The organism is Piscicoccus intestinalis NBRC 104926, assembly GCF_001515525.1.
GTDB lineage: Bacteria > Actinomycetota > Actinomycetes > Actinomycetales > Dermatophilaceae > Kineosphaera > Kineosphaera intestinalis.
In genome coordinates, this window is the sequence record NZ_BCNQ01000109.1 from 1 (window position 1) to 15,998 (window position 15,998).

The 15,998-nt window shown below is 67.1% G+C and carries 11 protein-coding genes and 5 pseudogenes; 9 read left to right on the forward strand and 7 right to left on the reverse strand.

From position 1 onward, the window contains the following. Position 1: 1 nt before the first annotated feature. Positions 2-3,358, reverse strand: a pseudogene (gene mobF / locus PINTE_RS15560) (MobF family relaxase); the annotation flags it as partial. Positions 3,359-3,507: 149 nt separating this feature from the next. Here mobF and istA point away from each other — a divergent pair. The 5 genes and pseudogenes from istA (at position 3,508) to PINTE_RS15580 (ending at position 8,091) form a co-directional block, all read left to right on the forward strand. Beyond that, a pseudogene (istA, locus tag PINTE_RS15565) lies at positions 3,508-5,179 on the forward strand (IS21 family transposase). Next, positions 5,176-6,000 carry an IS21-like element helper ATPase IstB gene (gene istB, locus PINTE_RS15570; RefSeq protein WP_068432616.1) on the forward strand — a complete coding sequence of 275 codons (825 nt, stop codon included), beginning with the start codon at positions 5,176-5,178 and terminating at the stop codon, positions 5,998-6,000. Before istA ends, istB begins: the two are co-directional and overlap by 4 nt. A 109-nt stretch (positions 6,001-6,109) precedes the next feature. Further along, positions 6,110-6,604, forward strand: coding sequence for a DUF6650 family protein (locus PINTE_RS22820; RefSeq protein ID WP_157087290.1), 495 nt, complete (start codon positions 6,110-6,112; stop codon positions 6,602-6,604). Between the two features lie 120 nt (positions 6,605-6,724). Further along, positions 6,725-7,438 (forward strand): O-methyltransferase, encoded by a 714-nt coding sequence (locus PINTE_RS15575; RefSeq protein WP_084343665.1) that lies wholly within the window; start codon positions 6,725-6,727, stop codon positions 7,436-7,438. A 113-nt stretch (positions 7,439-7,551) separates the two neighbouring features. Further along, on the forward strand, positions 7,552-8,091 hold the full coding sequence (locus PINTE_RS15580; RefSeq protein ID WP_068432620.1) for an MOSC domain-containing protein: 540 nt from the start codon (positions 7,552-7,554) through the stop codon (positions 8,089-8,091). Positions 8,092-8,187: 96 nt separating this feature from the next. On the opposite strand, the gene PINTE_RS24440 is transcribed toward PINTE_RS15580, so the two are convergent. Further along, positions 8,188-9,246, reverse strand: a complete 1,059-nt coding sequence (locus PINTE_RS24440) for an IS110 family transposase (RefSeq protein ID WP_245642982.1) — start codon at positions 9,244-9,246, stop codon at positions 8,188-8,190. 322 nt (positions 9,247-9,568) lie between these two features. Between PINTE_RS24440 and PINTE_RS22060 the strand changes: the two genes are divergently transcribed. Then, positions 9,569-10,015, forward strand: coding sequence for a DinB family protein (locus PINTE_RS22060; protein ID WP_157087291.1), 447 nt, complete (start codon positions 9,569-9,571; stop codon positions 10,013-10,015). An 87-nt stretch (positions 10,016-10,102) separates the two neighbouring features. On the opposite strand, the pseudogene PINTE_RS24445 reads toward PINTE_RS22060, so the two are convergent. The 5 genes and pseudogenes from PINTE_RS24445 to PINTE_RS15600 all read right to left on the reverse strand — a co-directional run. Beyond that, a pseudogene (locus PINTE_RS24445) lies at positions 10,103-10,504 on the reverse strand (bleomycin resistance protein); the annotation flags it as partial. Positions 10,505-10,576: 72 nt separating this feature from the next. Beyond that, positions 10,577-10,780: pseudogene (locus tag PINTE_RS25080) on the reverse strand (hypothetical protein); the annotation flags it as partial. Between the two features lie 40 nt (positions 10,781-10,820). Then, positions 10,821-11,507 (reverse strand): hypothetical protein, encoded by a 687-nt coding sequence (locus PINTE_RS22070; protein WP_217996612.1) that lies wholly within the window; start codon positions 11,505-11,507, stop codon positions 10,821-10,823. 147 nt (positions 11,508-11,654) lie between these two features. Then, entirely contained in the window at positions 11,655-12,296 is a 642-nt protein-coding gene (locus PINTE_RS24780; protein ID WP_169798545.1) for a TetR/AcrR family transcriptional regulator, read from the reverse strand. Between the two features lie 37 nt (positions 12,297-12,333). Next, positions 12,334-12,777, reverse strand: coding sequence for a GbsR/MarR family transcriptional regulator (locus tag PINTE_RS15600; protein ID WP_068432624.1), 444 nt, complete (start codon positions 12,775-12,777; stop codon positions 12,334-12,336). A gap of 85 nt (positions 12,778-12,862) precedes the next feature. On the opposite strand from PINTE_RS15600, the gene PINTE_RS15605 reads away from it, so the two are divergent. From PINTE_RS15605 to PINTE_RS15615, 3 genes and pseudogenes are all read left to right on the forward strand, one after another. Further along, positions 12,863-13,774, forward strand: a complete 912-nt coding sequence (locus tag PINTE_RS15605; RefSeq protein ID WP_068432626.1) for an ABC transporter ATP-binding protein — start codon at positions 12,863-12,865, stop codon at positions 13,772-13,774. Then, positions 13,771-15,324, forward strand: coding sequence for an ABC transporter permease (locus tag PINTE_RS15610; RefSeq protein WP_068432627.1), 1,554 nt, complete (start codon positions 13,771-13,773; stop codon positions 15,322-15,324). The genes PINTE_RS15605 and PINTE_RS15610 overlap by 4 nt, the downstream gene beginning before the upstream one ends. A 334-nt stretch (positions 15,325-15,658) precedes the next feature. Next, positions 15,659-15,998, forward strand: a pseudogene (locus PINTE_RS15615) (AraC family transcriptional regulator); the annotation flags it as partial.

A 15,998-nucleotide genomic window follows, 5' to 3' on the forward strand; every position in this document is an offset into this window, starting at 1 on the left:
TTCATAGGCCAGGCCGGCTTCGCTCCGAAGTGCGTCGCTGTGCTGCGGCCGGCGTACTGGGCGGCGAGGTGAGGCGTGTGGTCTGGTCGAGTGCTTGGCGTGCGCGGGCGTGGTCGATCTTCTGCGCCGTGTTTTCCGGGGCCGGGCCGAGTGGCGTGTCCTCGGTGATGCCGTACCGATCGCGGTAGGCGGCGATGGTGCGGGCGTGCAATCGCCAGGCCGCTGTCTTGCGCGGGTCGCGGGGTGGCTGACCGAGTGGTTTCGTCCAGGGCTCGCCGGCCTGGCGTGCGGTGTCGAGCACCGCGTCGGCACGGGTCTCGATCAGCTCTCGTCGCTCATCGAGCGCGTGGCGCATATCGCCGGTCATCGGGCCGTCTGCGGACGGGATCAGTCCGGCGATCAGTCGTGGCGTCTTGCGGGTGCGGCCTGAGCCGGCCGGGTGTGCGGTGGCGCGAGCCACCCGGTAGTGGAGCACGGAGGCGATGTCGTCGGCGTCGGTGAACCCGCGTGCGGCAACCAGCCGCGGGAACAAGGTGTCGAGGTCGTGGTGGTTGGCCTCGGCGCGGCGCAGTTCCGCGGTGAGTGCCCCGAACGCCTCGGACTCGATCGCGGCGTCGGCTTGTTCGGCAGTCAGCCCGGAGGCGCGGATGAGGGTGGCCCAGCGGTCGTGTTGGGCTGCAGCGGCGATGGTCTCGTACTCGGCGGCGAGCTGGGCGATCGAACCCCACTGCTCCTGTTCGGCGGTGATGGTCTCGTGCGCGGACAGCTCCGCGCCAACGTGTTGGAGCACGCCGTAGAGCACTGATCGGCCGGTGGCGTCAGGGGTGTCGCCCGGGTGCGGGTGGGCGTGCTCGTCGTCCCGGTCGAGGATCACGTAGGCGTGGTTGGAGTGCTTGCCGCGGGTCATCGCGACGTAGAAGTTCTCCCGCGTGGTGGTCGGCTCCACCAGCACGTGCGCGGTATCGACGGTGACACCTTGCGCCCTATGGGCGGTGATCGCGTATCCAAGATCGACATGATCGGACACGTAGGCGGCTGGGAGGACGATGGAGCCGCCGAACCGGCGGCCGGTCTTGAGGATCGTGACCGAGCCGTCGTCGCGGACGCCGGTGATGGTCCAGGTGTCACCGTTGCGCACCCAGGTCTTCCCGGACCGTAGGCGGCGGTCGTTGCGGCGGGTGATGATCGTGTCCCCCACCCCGGCAGTGGTGCCGTCGTTCAGCTCAACCTCCCGACCGGGCTTTAATGTGCCGTCGAGGATCAGGTCCGCACGAGCACGCTGGTTGAGGGCGCTCACGTCGTCGCGGGTCTCAGCGACCAGCACCGACACCAACCCGCGTTCCCGGTCGGCACGCCACGCGGTGTAGGCGGTATCGGTCATCGCCTCGGCGTCACCGTCGTGGATGCGGTCGTGGTCGAGGTAGGTGTCGATCACCTGCGTGCGTCCGTGGCGGAGGGCGAGGGAGGCGGTCTTCTCCCAGGCGTTGGTGAAGCGGTGGACGTCGAGCAGCTCGGGTGCATCGTCGCGGTCGTTGACGAGGAGTCCGAAGGCTCCGCCCGCGTCCACAGACTGGAGCTGGGCGAAGTCGCCCACCAGCAGCACCTTCGCCCCGGCTCTTTCGGCCAGGTGGGTGATGCGGTCCAGCGAGAGGGTTCCCGCGAGGGAGGCTTCGTCGATGATGACGAGCTGACCGGCCTCGAAGTCCTCGCCGTGGACGAGGTGGTTCTGCCACCACTTCGCCGTGTTCTCCGTCGCAATCCCCAAGTCCTCGGAGAGAACCTGCGCGGCCACCGCGGACGGCGCAAGCCCGACCACGGACCCCTCGCCGTGTTCCTTCTCCCACGCGCGGCGAAGCGCGGACATCGCCGTGGTCTTCCCGGCGCCCGCCGGGCCCACCAGCACATCTAGCATCCCGCCAGAGACTGCGATCTTCGTGAGTGCGTCGGCTTGGTCCTCGCCGAGCATCCGCGCCTCGGCATCAGGACGGCCGGCGATCTTCTCCACCGTGGGGAGCGGGACGGTGGGCGCGGTCAGGGTGCGGGAGCGGTCGAGCAGCCGGTCCTCGGCCGCGAGCAGCAGCTCGGAGGAGAACACAGTCGAGTGCTTCGGGCGGAACACGCTCGTGCCATCCACCCGCCGGAACGCGGCCGGCGACGTGGCGAGGTCGGGCGGCGTCAACCGCAGCGACACGGACTCGGCGGCGTCGGCGATCATCCCCACCACGGCTTCGCGATCTTGCATGGTGGCGAAGCGCCAGCCCATCGTCTGCCGCGACGCCTCAGCCATCAGGTTCCACCGCCGCCACGTGGACCGCTTCTCACCCACCACCCCGACCACCGACTGCCCGAGGTCAGCGATCGCATCCAGTGGCACGTCATCGGCACGTAGCAGCAGCGCCTTGTCGTTGTCCGTCACCGCGCGTGCCCAGGCCGCCGCATCCGTTCCGAGGACCCCGGTGGCGCGGGTGCGCCACTCGGCGGTGAGGTCCGCCAGCGACCGGACCTCCTTTTCGGGACGCGTGGCGAGGGCGGCTTGTGCGCGGAGCTTGATGATCGTGGCGGTGGAGGGTTGGCGGCCGTGCTTGGCGACGTACTCGGCGATGAGTCTGTTCTTCTCGGCGTCGATGTGCCGGGCACGGGTGGAGAACTCCTGGACCAGCTCCTCCGGTACGGTGCTGATCGCCCACGCCGGGTTGCGGTCCCGGCCCATGTCGCGCGCCTCCCATTCCACACCGAAGGTGCGGGTCATGTGGTCGGCGAACACCGCCTCATGCAGCTCGGATAGGGCGACCACGGCAGCGTGCATCGGCCGCCCATCGAGCGACCGCCACTTGCCGTCGAAGGCGGTCTGCACCTTGTTGGAGATGACGACATGGGTGTGCAGGTGGGGGTCGCCAGCCCGGGAGTCGAAGTGATCGAACGCCGTCGCCACCAACCCGGTCACATCAACCTGCGCAACCGCGCCGTCACCGGCGGTTGCGCCAGAGCGGGTGGCTGCAACCTCCCGCTCCATGAACGCAACCACCTCCGCAACCGCCGCATGATGCGCCTCACCGATCAGCGTCTGCGTCCCCGCGTCCGCAACCGCCCACAACGCTGAGGCCGACTTCGGGATCGAGAAGGTGAAGTCGAACCCGGCCACCGCCCGGCGCCTGCCGCGCTCGGTCTCCTCGGCCTCGATCCGCGCAACCGCCTCGCTCTTGGCGCCAGGGCTCAGGCCGGGGTCGAGGTCGGCGGTACGGGCCTCGATCCGCTCCGGCACGGACTTGTAGGCGGGGAACGCGTGTCCGAGCGGGTCGCCGGTGATCGGGTCACGGCCCATGCCCATCAGGAGCTGGAGCTGGGCCTCCGACACCCGGTGGTTGTGACAGCTTGGTTTGGCCCCGTTGTGACGGTCTGATCTGGCCCCGCGTGCGACTTGCCGGGGTGTTGACGGTCTGAACTGGCCCCACCCCTTCACGCTGGTCCCCATCACTGGGAACCAGTCGCGAGGGCAAGGGAGCCAAGATGGGGTCACGAGTGCAGCTGTACGCCGACATCCGCCACGACGCGCGAGTCGATGGCCTGTCCATCCGCGAGCTCGCCCGCAAACACGGAGTCCACCGCCGCACCGTCCGCCAGGCCCTCGCCGATGCCGAGCCCCCACCCCGCAAGAAACCGGTCCGCACCGCCCCACGGCTGGACCCGTACAAGGCGGCGATCGACGAGATGCTCACCTATGACCTGACCGCGCCAGGCAAGCAGCGTCACACCGCAACGAGGATCCTGGCCCGGCTGCGCGACGAGCACGGCGCCGCCGACCTGTCCTACTCCACGGTGCGGGACTACGTCCGGGTCCGGCGCGCGCAGATCGATCTGGAGGCTGGGCGCCGGGTGGAGGCGATGGTGCCGCAGGACCATGCCCCCGGCGCGGAGGCCGAGGTCGACTTCGGCGAGGTCTACGTCATCCTGGACGGCGTCAAGACCAAGTGCCACATGTTCGTCTACCGCCTGTCCCACTCCGGCAAGGCCATCCACCGCGTCTACCCGACAGGCGGGCAGGAGGCCTTCCTCGAAGGACACATCGAGGCCTTCCACGCCCTGGGCGGCATCCCGACCCGCCACATTCGCTACGACAACCTCACGTCGGCTGTCGTGCAGGTCATTCACGGCGGCGACCGGCTACGCGACGAGAACGAACGCTGGGTTCTGTTCCGCTCCCACTACGGCTTCGACGCGTTCTACTGCCAGCCCGGGCATCGACGGCGCCCACGAGAAGGGCGGCGTCGAGGGCGAGGTCGGCTGGTTCCGCCGCAACCACCTCGCACCCATGCCCGAGGTCGCCACCCTGGACGAACTCAACGACAGGATCCGCGCCTGGGAAGTCGATGACAACACGCGCCGCATCGCCGGGCACGCCAACACGATCGGGCAGGACTTCCACGCCGAACTGCCCCACCTGGCTCCGTTGCCGGTCGACGACTTCGACCCCGGCCTGATCCTGCATCCCCGAGTCGACCGCTCCGCCCTGATCACCGTCCGCATGGTCAAGTACTCCGTCCCCGCGCACCTCATCGGGCAACGCGTCCGCGTCAGCCTGCGGACCTCGTGCGTGGTCGTGTTCGAGGGCCGCACCGTCGTCGCGACTCACCCTCGCCTCGGCACCCGTGGCGTGACCAGGGTCGAGCTGGACCACTACCTCGAGGTCCTGCGGAACAAGCCCGGCGCGTTCCCCGGCTCCACAGCCCTCGCGCAGGCCCGCGCCGCCGGAGCGTTCACCGCAGCACACGACGCGTTCTGGGCCGCGGCCCGCAAGACCAGCGGCGACGTCGCCGGCACCCAAGCGTTGATCGACGTACTCCTGCTCCACCGATCCCTCCCAGCCGAGGCGGTGATCGCCGGCATCACCTCGGCCCTGTCGGTCGGCGCGATCAGCCCCGACGTCGTCGCCGTCGAAGCCCGCCGCCACGCCACCGGCCACACACCCGCAACTCCGGCCGCCCCGGCCCGTGGTGGGACGGTCGTGAACCTGCCACCCCGACGCCCCACCAACCCGCACCAGGTCATCGCGCAGCTACCCGAGGACACCCGCCCCCTGCCCACCGTCACCGCCTACGACGAACTCCTGCGCCGACGCCAACCCGATCCCGCCCCGGCCCCCTCCGAGGCACACCACAACACCCCGACAGGAACCCCATGACCACCACCAGCACCAGCCGTCCCGCGAGCCTTCGCCGGCGTCACAGCCTGACCGAACAAGCCGCGCAGGCCGCGATCGACCAGGCCTGCCGCCGGCTGCGGCTGCCCACCATCCGCGCCGTCGTCGACGACGCCGTGACGGCCGCCACCAAGGAACAACTCACCTACCAGGGCTTCCTCGCCGAACTCCTCCTGGCCGAGGTCGACGACCGCGACCGTCGCTCCACCCTGCGCCGCATCAAGAGCGCCGGCTTTCCCCGCGAGAAATGGCTCGCCGACTTCGACTTCACCGCGAACCCCAACATCAACCCCGCCACCATCAACGAGCTCGCCACCGGCGACTGGATCCGCCGCGGTGACCCCCTGTGCTTGATCGGGGACTCCGGCACCGGCAAATCCCACCTGCTCATCGCGCTCGGCACCGCAGCCGCCGAACAGGGCTACCGCGTCCGCTACACCCTCGCCACCCGGCTCGTGAACGAGCTCGTCGAAGCCGCCGACGAGAAACAACTCACCAAGACCATCAACCGCTACGGCCGCGTCGACCTCCTTGTGATTGACGAGCTCGGCTACATGGAACTCGACCGGCGCGGCGCCGAACTGCTGTTCCAAGTCCTCACCGAACGCGAGGAGAAGAACGCCATCGCGATCGCGTCCAACCAGTCGTTCTCCGCGTGGACCGACACCTTCACCGACCCCCGCCTGTGCGCAGCGATCGTCGACCGCCTCACCTACAACGCCACCATCATCGAAACCGGCACCAACTCCTACCGCCTCGCCCACACCCGAGCCCGGCACCGGACGCCCGCCACAGGCGCGTGACATCGATCATCCGCCGAGAAGCGGTAAACCAGCGACTTGGGGGTGGGCTGTGGTAGGACGCCCGAACGAGGTCGCTGCAACACTGGTGGCATGACAGGGGTGGGTTGAAATGAGATACCGACTGACCGGCGTTTCCGGCGCGGCTGGGGGCATCCAGTGGGAGAAGCGGGATGACGACCGCGAGATCGCAAGGCGTGTCCTCAATCTCTTCGGCGATCGGCGCATGTTGTGGAAGGACTTCAGCCTCGAAGTGGAGGAAGACTGTGTCCGCTCCGCAGCTGAGATTCGACGTGAGCTAGGACGACACCTAGACAATCCCGATATTGGTCGTGATTTGGAGCGGCAGGTCAAGGTCTGTCAGGGCCTCTTTCGCACCTTCATGGATGACGTCGGTCCCTCTGGAGGACACGGTGGCAGAGGCTGGGGACCAGGTACTGACGAGCTTTCCATGGCCTTGGGTCGGCTGCGCGCACTCGTCGGGATTCAGGTCGGGGAGTTGGCGGCCCGCTACAACTTGGATGTGCCAGACGACCTGGTCGCCATCGTCCCGTCCGAGGCTGGCTGGTTCTTCGAGAGGTTTCAAGGCCCTGGTCAGATCGACTAGTGGAGAGCGTCCCATCCACCTGCCCGCTCTTGCCGCGTCGATTGCAAGGACGGGGAGCCGAAGGCAACGGACCGTTGGGTCGACGTCCGCGCATTAGCGGCCGGCTGGCAGGCTGGGACCATGAGCGAGATCACCGCGCCGGTTGATGTCACACCCGTGAACCGTTACCCCACTGCCCCCGCTTGGCAAGCCGTTGACGACTACTTCGCCAAGGCGCTTGTCGAAGAGGACATGGCTCTGGTCGCCGCCCGGGAGTCGGGCCAGGAGACCACGATGCCCAACGCCGAGGTGGCACCCAACCAAGGTGCGTTCTTGGCCATGCTCGTGCAGTTGTGCGGAGCGAAGCGGGTCCTGGAGTTCGGCACCCTGGCTGGCTACTCGACCATCTGGTTTGCCCGAAGCGTCGGGGCTAACGGGCGCGTGGTCACCTTGGAACTTGAGCCCCAGAACGTCGCCGTCGCCCGGGCTAACATTGCGCGAGCGGGGGTTGCCGACCGAGTCAGGATCATGGAAGGTCCAGCTGCCGAGTCTGCCCGCGAACTGATCAACGAGGACACCGAACCGTTCGATCTGATCTTCATCGACGCGGACAAGCCCAGCAACCCGACTTACCTTGAGGCGGCACTCCAGCTCACCGGCCCGGGGGCCCTCATCGTGATCGACAACGTGGTTCGCAACGGCGGTGTCGCCGACGATGCATCGCAAGATGGCTCGGTTCGAGGCGTCCGTGCTGTCGTCGATGCCATCGCCGCTAATCCCGACCTGACCGCCACTGTGCTCCAAACTGTCGGCGTAAAGGGATGGGACGGGTTCATCCTCGTTCGCAGATGCTAGAGCGAACCGGGCGGGCTACCCGTGAGCTGAACGTCCTCAACTGCCGCCGACCTCGCTCCTGATGGAGGCCGCATGGGTATCGGCGACATCTCGCACCATGGTTTGATGACCGCATGAGTCCACACGTCGCGTCTGTCCACGTGAGCCCCGTCCACGGGTTCAGTAAGAGGACCGTCGAGACCATCACGCTGCTCGAAGGACTCGGCGTGGGAGGTGACGCCCACTGTGGTGTCACCGTCCAACACCGCAGCAGGGTCAAGGACAACCCGAGCACGCCGAACATGCGCCAGGTCCACCTCATCCACGACGAACTGTTCGACGACCTGCGGGCAGCCGGGCACGACGTGGCACCAGGACAGCTCGGGGAGAACATCACCACCCACGGCCTCGACCTGCTCGCCCTGCCCGTCGGCACACGCCTGGCCATCGGGGACGCGGTGGTCGTGCTGACCGGCCTGCGCAACCCCTGCCAACAGATCAACGACTTCCAGGCCGGCCTGCTCAAGCAGGTCCTCCACAAGGCAGCCGACGGCACGGTGGTCAAGCTCGCCGGGGTGATGGGCATCGTCGCCCGCGGCGGCACGGTGTCGACCGGGGACGACATCACGGTCCACCTGCCCCCAGAACCCCACTACCCGCTGACCGGAATCTGACTACGTCCCCCTGCACGGCTGGCCGAGGGCGTGCGACTGACCACTACGCCGTGCTCCCCCGCACTGCAGAGATCCAGAGCCTGAGGGGCCCGCGGTTCAGTAGATGGCGACGGCGTCCAGCACCACCGCGGGGCCCTTGATCCAGCCGTAGGCATCATCTTCCGGAGGCTTGATGTCGAGCTCGCTTGTCAGGCTCTGGACTTGGTCGCCCAAATGCGCCATGAGCAACCGGCGCAGGAGATGCTCCCAACCAGCAAGAAGCCATGGATCCGTAGCGAGGTACCCGTCGTCGCCATCCGCGACGATATGGCGGACGGTGCCGAGAACGCGGTGGGAGCCCTCCAACAAGTCTTGCGCGGCATCACCCACGAAGTAGCCAGGGTCGAGGCTCACGTAGATCGCTCCCTCGTAGGACGAGCCGGCCACTCTGACCAGAACCGGGATCGGCGGCAGGGCGTTGCGGAGATAGAGATCCTTGAACTTCGTCTGCACAGCGGGCGACTCAAAGTCCAGGTCATCCAAGCTGTCGATGGCCACCCCGTCGGACTCGAGCAGCGTCCGGAAGAGGTAGAACATCTTGCCCACCAAGCTCGCTGCCGTGATGCTCACCTGTCCGTCGACGGCGGCGAGGAGTTTGCGGGCTTGGGCTGCTGACAAGGAGGTCTTCGCCCCGCCGGGGATCAGTTCGAGCAGGATCCGGTGCAGCTGGCAGACCTTCATCACATGCTCGTCACCGATCCTGCGGCGCCGGTCGACCAACAACCGCAACACCTCCAACTGGGCGTCGGTCACGACCGGGTGCAGCCCGGATATGCGGACCCCGACCAGGGCGATCGAGTGGGCGTCGGTGTCATCGGTCTTGCGTCCCTGACCCGTGGCGAACATCCGCATCCTCGCCGACAGTTTCGCGGGAACATCCACGACCTGCTCGCCGGCCAGCACGAGTCGTTCGGCGACGTGTCGGCCGATCCCGGCGCAGCCCTCGATCGCCCACACACGTTCCGGCCATGTCTGGGCGTAGGCGAGCATCTGGCCGAAGCCGTCCGCGTCGGTCGTGAATTGCTCATGTCCCAGGACGTGTTCCTGGGCGTCCATCACCTCGATGGTGACGGTGCGTTTGTGGGGGTCCATCCCGATGACCACGCCAGTGTCCATGTGCCTTCCCTTTCCTGCGCCGAATGGGTTTCGGGTCAGGAGGGCACCGCTACTACCAGCCGTCATTCCCCTCTTCAGCCTCTCCCGCCCTCGCGGTGGCCCGGGGTAGCGCACGCCAAATGAAAGTCACACCCACCGGGTGGACAGCCGCAAACGGGAGCGGCCGCCCCGGACCACCTGAACCGAGCCTCGGCCAAGGCCCGATCTGAGGTCAATGGAACTAGTAGCCGCGGGTCGGCTGGTTTAGTGTGAAGGCATGTCAGGACCCGTCCCACTCTCGCTCCCACCGTCGTTCGGGGCCTGCCAGGCCGACGAGTTCACGATGTTGACCACGTTCCTCGACGAACACCGTGGTGCGGCGGTGGCGACGCTCGACGGATTGACCGACGAGGAGGCACGGCAGTCACTCGTGCCATCGGAAACCACTGTTCTGGGCTTGGTGAAGCATCTGACCCTGGTGGAGACCATCTGGTTCACCGAGCTACTCATGGGAGTGACCCGAGCCCAGCTGGGCCTACCGGCCACGCCGACCGACAGTTTCGTCCTTGGGGCGACGGACACCATCGATTCGATTCGCGAGGGTTACCACGAGGCGTGCGCGCGTTCCCGGGAGGCGATCGGAGGGCATGACCTCGATGAGGTCATCACTGGACACCGGTTCGGTCCCATGACCCTGCGTTGGATCATGCTGCACTGCATCCGCGAGACAGCCCAGCACGTTGGTCACGCAGAGATCCTGCGCGAACAAATCTTCGCTGCACGCCCCTGACACCAGGCTGGAAACGCGCTGTTCTGCCGCGTTGAGCTCCTGCTCCAACGTTCGGTGCCCCAGGGACATCTGGAGTCGCAATAGGTAGCCGTCGGGGTCCTGTACGAGGAACTGGCGAACGCCCGCCTCTTTGCTCGGGCCGATGCGGTACCACTTCTCTTCTGGCTCCATGAACAGTGGCCAGCCCGCTTCGCGTAGCTGCCGGAGTTGATCGGCGACATCGGGCACGGAGATTTGGAAGTTGATCCCGCGCCCCAAGGGTGGGTCGAAGGGTGCCGTTCGCCATGTCCTGCCGATGTCGGCTTGGTCGAGCATGAGGTGGGCGCCACCCAGGGCGAGGTAGGCGAAGCCTTCCTCGGGCCTGTCGTAGAGCACCTCGAAGCCGAGCAGGTCACGCCAGAACCGGACGGACACATCGCAGTCGGTGACGGCCAGCTCGGGCACAAGGGAAGGTTCAGCACTCATGGGCACCAGCCTCGCAGAGGGCATCCCCGGAATGCCCTGTGCTGCTGATCTCGCGTTAGCTGGGGCCAAGTCGGGCCGTCATCCCGGGGCCGGATGGAGTTGACATAGCCACACCCGGTCACCCACCGCGAGCTGACCCTTGCCGAGCGAGACGACACCGGACCCGAGCCACTGGCCCGGCGGTGTACCCGTCTCCACGTATTACCTCGTCAAAGGCGTGGACAACTCGCGGTCGCCGTCCGCGGCCGCGACCGTGCGCAGCAGGTACTTGTAGCCATCGCCCGCCGACATAACCCGCATTGAGACCGTCACGCGCGGTAGGTGCGCGGGACAAGGTCACTCAGAGCTTGAAGTCCGGCACCTTCGACCAGTCGAGTGCGGGGTGACCAATGAAGGAAGCTGCTTCGTCTGCGAGACGTTGTGCGCACACGCGATAGATGTGCGCGCAGGACTCCGCACCATGGACGGACAATGAGTGCTTGCCGTTGCTTCGTGGCCTCAGCACGCTCGACGCCGCGACAGTTCCTCTGAGCGGGCCCGGCCAGACCTCGGAGCGGAATCCGCGGGCGAGGCCGTGGGTGAGACAATGGCGCACCTGCATCCAGCCGTCAGCGTGGGCTTCGGTGTCCGCCCAAGAGAGCGTCTGTTTCCCGATCCACGATGAATCGCCGATCGCGGGCGGTTTCCATACATTCACCGAGAAGAGAGTCTTCCAACTCGTTCCGTCACCCCAGGCGAGGACCTGACGGAGCTTCTCATCGAAAACCCTGACCGTCGGGTTGTTCATAGACACGAGCTTGGCAATCTGCCCGAAGCTCTGGTTTCGGTGAGCTGCGACGAGTGCCAGGAACTCCTCGACGAAGCCCTCGAAGGCGGAAACGGAGGTCAGGACAATCGCTGGTGCGAGCGCACCAGCGTTCCCTGGATTTCCCCGAGTGCGTGGATGCAGTTTCTCCAGCATTGAAGGCACGGCGAGGCTCGTCGCGTACCGGTTCACAGCCTCTTGAAGGCTTGGAACGTACATCACGCCTCCCATCGCATCGGAGTGTCAGTCTGGCACGGCGGGTCTCCCCCTCGACCTGCAAGACGCGTGGCAGCTCGGGCAGCTTCATCTCAGTACATGGTGCTGCCCCTTCAGTGCTCGCGCTCCGCTCTCGGCCGGCCCGTGTCTCTTCTACGGCGTCGGCGTGCTGCTGTCCTGTCGGGTTATCGCCTCGCGAGTGGTAGCTAGTGTGGTGTCGCTGACATAGAGGCCGTGGTTCAGCAGTTCGAGGGCGGGCGCGGTGAGCCTGCCTATGCCCTCGGGGGAGAGTGGATCGGCTCCCAATGCACTCCGGACCCGCTCTCGCAGGACGAGTTGCGCGAGTTCGTGGCCGGTGACGATCAGCGCTGTGACGTGGGTATCGCATCCGGACCGGATCGTGCCCGCTTCTCGTCCGGCGGCCAAGCGGCGTGCAGTGCTCGCCACCAGGCGGTTGAACAATTCGTCGCCGGCTGTTCCCGGCTCTACGAGCATCCGTGCGATGTAGTCGATCTTCGCGCTTGCAGCGCCCACCTGCTCGGCCAATGATCGGACCAGACTGCCTGGTGAGTCTCGCTCGAAGTGTTCATCGAACAGGCCGGAGACGACATGCTCATCGCACGCCCGGCGTAGTCCCTCTTTGGAACCGAAGTGATGGGTGACCAGCCCCGGACTCACCCCGGCGGCGCTCGCGATCGCTCTCACGGTGACCCGGTGAAAACCCTGCGCGGCGAACAATGCCGTTGCTGCGTCGCGGATACGCGCACGTCCAGTGAGGTCAGCGGGATCGGGCATCGAGTACATGCTCGGGGTTCGGGCTTCTGAGCGTGACTCAGCGCATGGCGCGCCACTGCTGGACGAGTGCTGGGAGCTGTGCGCGTAGGAAGGCGAAGAAGTCGGCGGTCTCGATGAGTCGTGCCGAGGCTCGCTGGTCTGTGGCGGTGTGGGCGCCGTCGGTGAGGACGCCTTCGAGGGTGCGTAGGGCATCCTCATTGTGGGCGACGGCTTCCATCCAGGCGTCGGGGCGGACTTCGTAGACGATCTGGCGGTCGCTCTGCCGGGTCACGTCGACCAGACTGAGGGTGCGGAGCATCTTCGCACCGTTGGAGATCGCCGACGGGCCTACACCAAGCTGCGCGGATAGCTCAGCGGCGGTGCGTGCGCCGGTCGGCGTCACCATCAGAGCGGCGAAGATGCGGGCGGACATGCGCGGCCAGCCGGATCGGGCCAGCACGTCGGCGAACCGCTCCACGAACTTGTCGTCTTGTTCGTCCATCGTGGCCTCCTGTCATCGAGTCTGTCCCTCAAGGCACCTTACCCAGGATTCATGTAGTTCACGAATCTCGTGTAGTATCCCTGCCATGACAGACCTCGTGGAGTTGCGGCAGATCACCAAGTCGTTCAGGCACGCGCGTGCACTGGACGGGCTGGACCTGACGATCAGTGCCGGGGAGGTACATGGCCTGCTCGGGCCGAACGGGGCGGGCAAGTCCACCACCATCCGCGTGCTGCTGGGAATGCTGCACGCCGACAGCGGCAGGGTCCGCGTGCTGGGCCATGACCCGTGGACGGCCGCGCCAGAGGTCCGTGGACGGTTGGCGTACGTGCCGGGTGATGTGAGCCTGTGGCCGAACCTGACCGGCGGGGAGGTCATCGACCTGCTGGCGCGGATGCACGGCGGCGAGGACCGTGCGCGGCGGGACGCGCTGATCGAGCGCTTCGAACTGGATCCCACCAAGCGATCGCGCACCTACTCCAAGGGCAACCGGCAGAAGGTCGGCCTGGTCTCCGCGCTCAGCGTGACCGCGGAGTTGTTGATCCTGGACGAGCCGACCGCAGGCCTGGACCCGCTGATGGAGGAGGTGTTCAAGCAATGCGTGCACGAGGCTCGGGATGAAGGGCGCACCGTGCTGCTGTCCAGCCACATCCTCTCCGAGGTCGAACAGCTCTGCGACCGGGTCAGCATCGTCCGCGCCGGCAGGGTCGTTGACACCGGCACCCTGGCCGAACTGCGAGGGCACGCGACGACCGTGGTGACCGCGACGCTGACCCGACCCCCGACAGGCCTGGACACACTTGCGGGCATCGAGGAGATCGCCGTCGACGGGCACCGGGTCGAGCTGACCACGACTCGATTCGATGAGGTGATGACCCGGCTCGCCTCCTTCGGGATCGAGACCCTCACCGTCGCCCCGCCAACCCTGGAGGACCTGTTCCTGCACTACTACGACCAGACCGGCACCGCCAAGGCCCGGGCCGGAGCGACGGCATGAACACGCTGACCGGAACCCGCCCGATGCTCGGGCTAACGCTTCGCCGGGAACGGCTGCACGGCTCCGCCTGGTACCTGCTGTCCGGGTTGCTGCTGGTGATGATCGCCGCAGGCATCATCGCCACCTACCCGACCGCGGCCGACCGAGAAGCACTGGCCGCCTCCGTCAACGCCAGCGCAGGCGAGCTGTTCATGATCGGCCCCGTGTCCAGCACCGATGTCGGCGGTATCGGGCTATGGCGGATGCTGGGGATCGCGGCGATCTTCGTCAGCCTCGCCTCCGTCCTCACCGTGGTGCGCAATACTCGCGCTCCGGAAGAAAGCGGCACCAGCGAACTGCTCGGTTCTGCGGCCATTGGACGTGCCGCGCCGCTGGCCGCGGCGCTGTGCGTCACCGCGGCCGGATCACTGGCGGCCGGAATCGTCGTGAGTGTGGGCTTCCTCGGCATTGGCGCGTCGGCCGGGGGCTCTGTCCTGGTCGGGGCACAGGTCGCCTCGTTCGGGCTGCTCGCCGCAGCGTTGGCCGCGCTGACCGGGCAGATCGTGCAGACCGCCCGCGCCGCAACCGGCATCGCGGTCGCGGTCGTGGCTGCGTTCTTCCTTCTCCGTGGCGCCGGTGACGCCATCGGCGGGAACGCCTACTGGATGTCCCCGTTCGGGTGGATCGCCGCCGTTCGCCCCTTCGCTCATAACGATGCCTGGATGCTCCTGCCGGTCCTCGGGCTCACGATCGCTCTCGCTGCGGTTGCGGTGTGGATCGCCTCCCGGCGCGACCTGGGCGCCGGGCTGCTCCCCGAACGGGTGGGACCGGCGCACGCCAGCGCCGCCCTGCGCGGTCCCACCTCCCTCGCCCTGCGCACCAGCCGAGGGGCCGTCATCGGCTGGTCCGCGGGCGGACTTGTCGTCGGGCTCCTGATCGGGGGCGTGTCCTCGACCGTGGACGAACAGATCGACCTCTCCCTCGGCAGCGGTGCGGGAAGCGGCGCAGGTCTCATCCAGGTCGCCCTCTACCTCTCCCCGCTGTTCGCCGCGATCCTCGGCATCCAGACCACCCTCCGGCTCCGCGGCGAGGTCACCAGCGGCCGCGCCGAAGCCGTCCTCTCCCGCCCCGTCGCCCGCTCCCACTGGCTACTCGCCTACGCCATCACCGGAGCCCTGGCAGCCCTCGCCGTGCTGATCGCATTCGGGCTCGGCATCGGCATCGCGCAAATCGGCACCGACCCCGGCTCGTTCAGCATCCTGGCCATCGCCGGCGCCCTCCGAGCGCCCGCAGCATGGGTGTTCATCGCGTTCACCGCCGTGCTGCTCGCCACTATCCCGCGCGCCGCGACTGCCGTCGCGTTCATCGTCGTCGGAGCCTTCCAGGCGCTCGAGTTCGCCGTCGAGTTCCGCCTCGTGCCACCAGAGGCGCTCTACGCCTCACCCTTCGCCCTCGTCCCCCAGCTCCCCGACGGCGACCCGCGCCCCTGGCAAAACATCCTGCTCATCCTCATCGCAGCCGCCCTCGCTGCCGTTGCCACCAGGAGCATCCGCCATCAAGACATCCACTGATCCAGCTGCCCCGCTAACCGATAGCGGGCGGTGGACGACGGAGCGTCCGCCCGCACCCAGTCACCTCTTTCCGCCGCCATGGACGAGCCTGAGTACAGATATCGAGGTCGCCCTCGGCTGAAGCCGAACGGCGGCCGTGGACCGGCGTCATGGCGGACGACCGAGGGATAAGTAGGCGGCGAAAGCGCGTCCTCCCGCCAAATGACAGTGGAACCTCAACGGCGCACGACACGGTGAGTCGCAGCATCCGGTCAGTGACCGCCGGGTGGCGTCATGGTCACCCGAACACTCAACTCAGGTTGCCTTCGCGCGGACATGCTTGGCGGCGCGGCTGATGCCCCTAGCGATCCACGACTACCAGCCGATCCTGGCGCGAACCAGGACTGTTCATCGCCCGATTGGCCCCGTCGCGTATGACTGCATCGAAGTCATCGTCATACGGTCGGGATCGGCCATTCTGTTCAGCGAGTTCGGCCAGAAGCCGGTGACCGTCGGCGATGTTGTGCTGCTAGGCGCAAACACCTTGTATGGCAGTGACCCCGAGGGCCCCATCACGGTCACGACGATCTATCTGGACACGGACTATGTGATCGACCAGGTGTTCTGGCAGCACGCCGGGCTGTTGCAGGACCGGCTCGACGCGCAGGAGTTCGCCGAGACTGTCTACTCAGACC

What these genes read in the sequence shown, in the direction of transcription:
- istB (WP_068432616.1), top strand. Translation starts at nt 5,176, where the DNA reads ATGACCACCACCAGCACCAGCCGTCCCGCGAGCCTTCGCCGGCGTCAC.
- PINTE_RS22820 (WP_157087290.1), top strand. Translation starts at nt 6,110, where the DNA reads ATGAGATACCGACTGACCGGCGTTTCCGGCGCGGCTGGGGGCATCCAG.
- PINTE_RS15575 (WP_084343665.1), top strand. Translation starts at nt 6,725, where the DNA reads ATGAGCGAGATCACCGCGCCGGTTGATGTCACACCCGTGAACCGTTAC.
- PINTE_RS15580 (WP_068432620.1), top strand. Translation starts at nt 7,552, where the DNA reads ATGAGTCCACACGTCGCGTCTGTCCACGTGAGCCCCGTCCACGGGTTC.
- PINTE_RS24440 (WP_245642982.1), bottom strand. Translation starts at nt 9,246, where the DNA reads ATGGACACTGGCGTGGTCATCGGGATGGACCCCCACAAACGCACCGTC.
- PINTE_RS22060 (WP_157087291.1), top strand. Translation starts at nt 9,569, where the DNA reads ATGTTGACCACGTTCCTCGACGAACACCGTGGTGCGGCGGTGGCGACG.
- PINTE_RS24780 (WP_169798545.1), bottom strand. Translation starts at nt 12,296, where the DNA reads ATGCCCGATCCCGCTGACCTCACTGGACGTGCGCGTATCCGCGACGCA.
- PINTE_RS15600 (WP_068432624.1), bottom strand. Translation starts at nt 12,777, where the DNA reads ATGGACGAACAAGACGACAAGTTCGTGGAGCGGTTCGCCGACGTGCTG.
- PINTE_RS15605 (WP_068432626.1), top strand. Translation starts at nt 12,863, where the DNA reads ATGACAGACCTCGTGGAGTTGCGGCAGATCACCAAGTCGTTCAGGCAC.
- PINTE_RS15610 (WP_068432627.1), top strand. Translation starts at nt 13,771, where the DNA reads ATGAACACGCTGACCGGAACCCGCCCGATGCTCGGGCTAACGCTTCGC.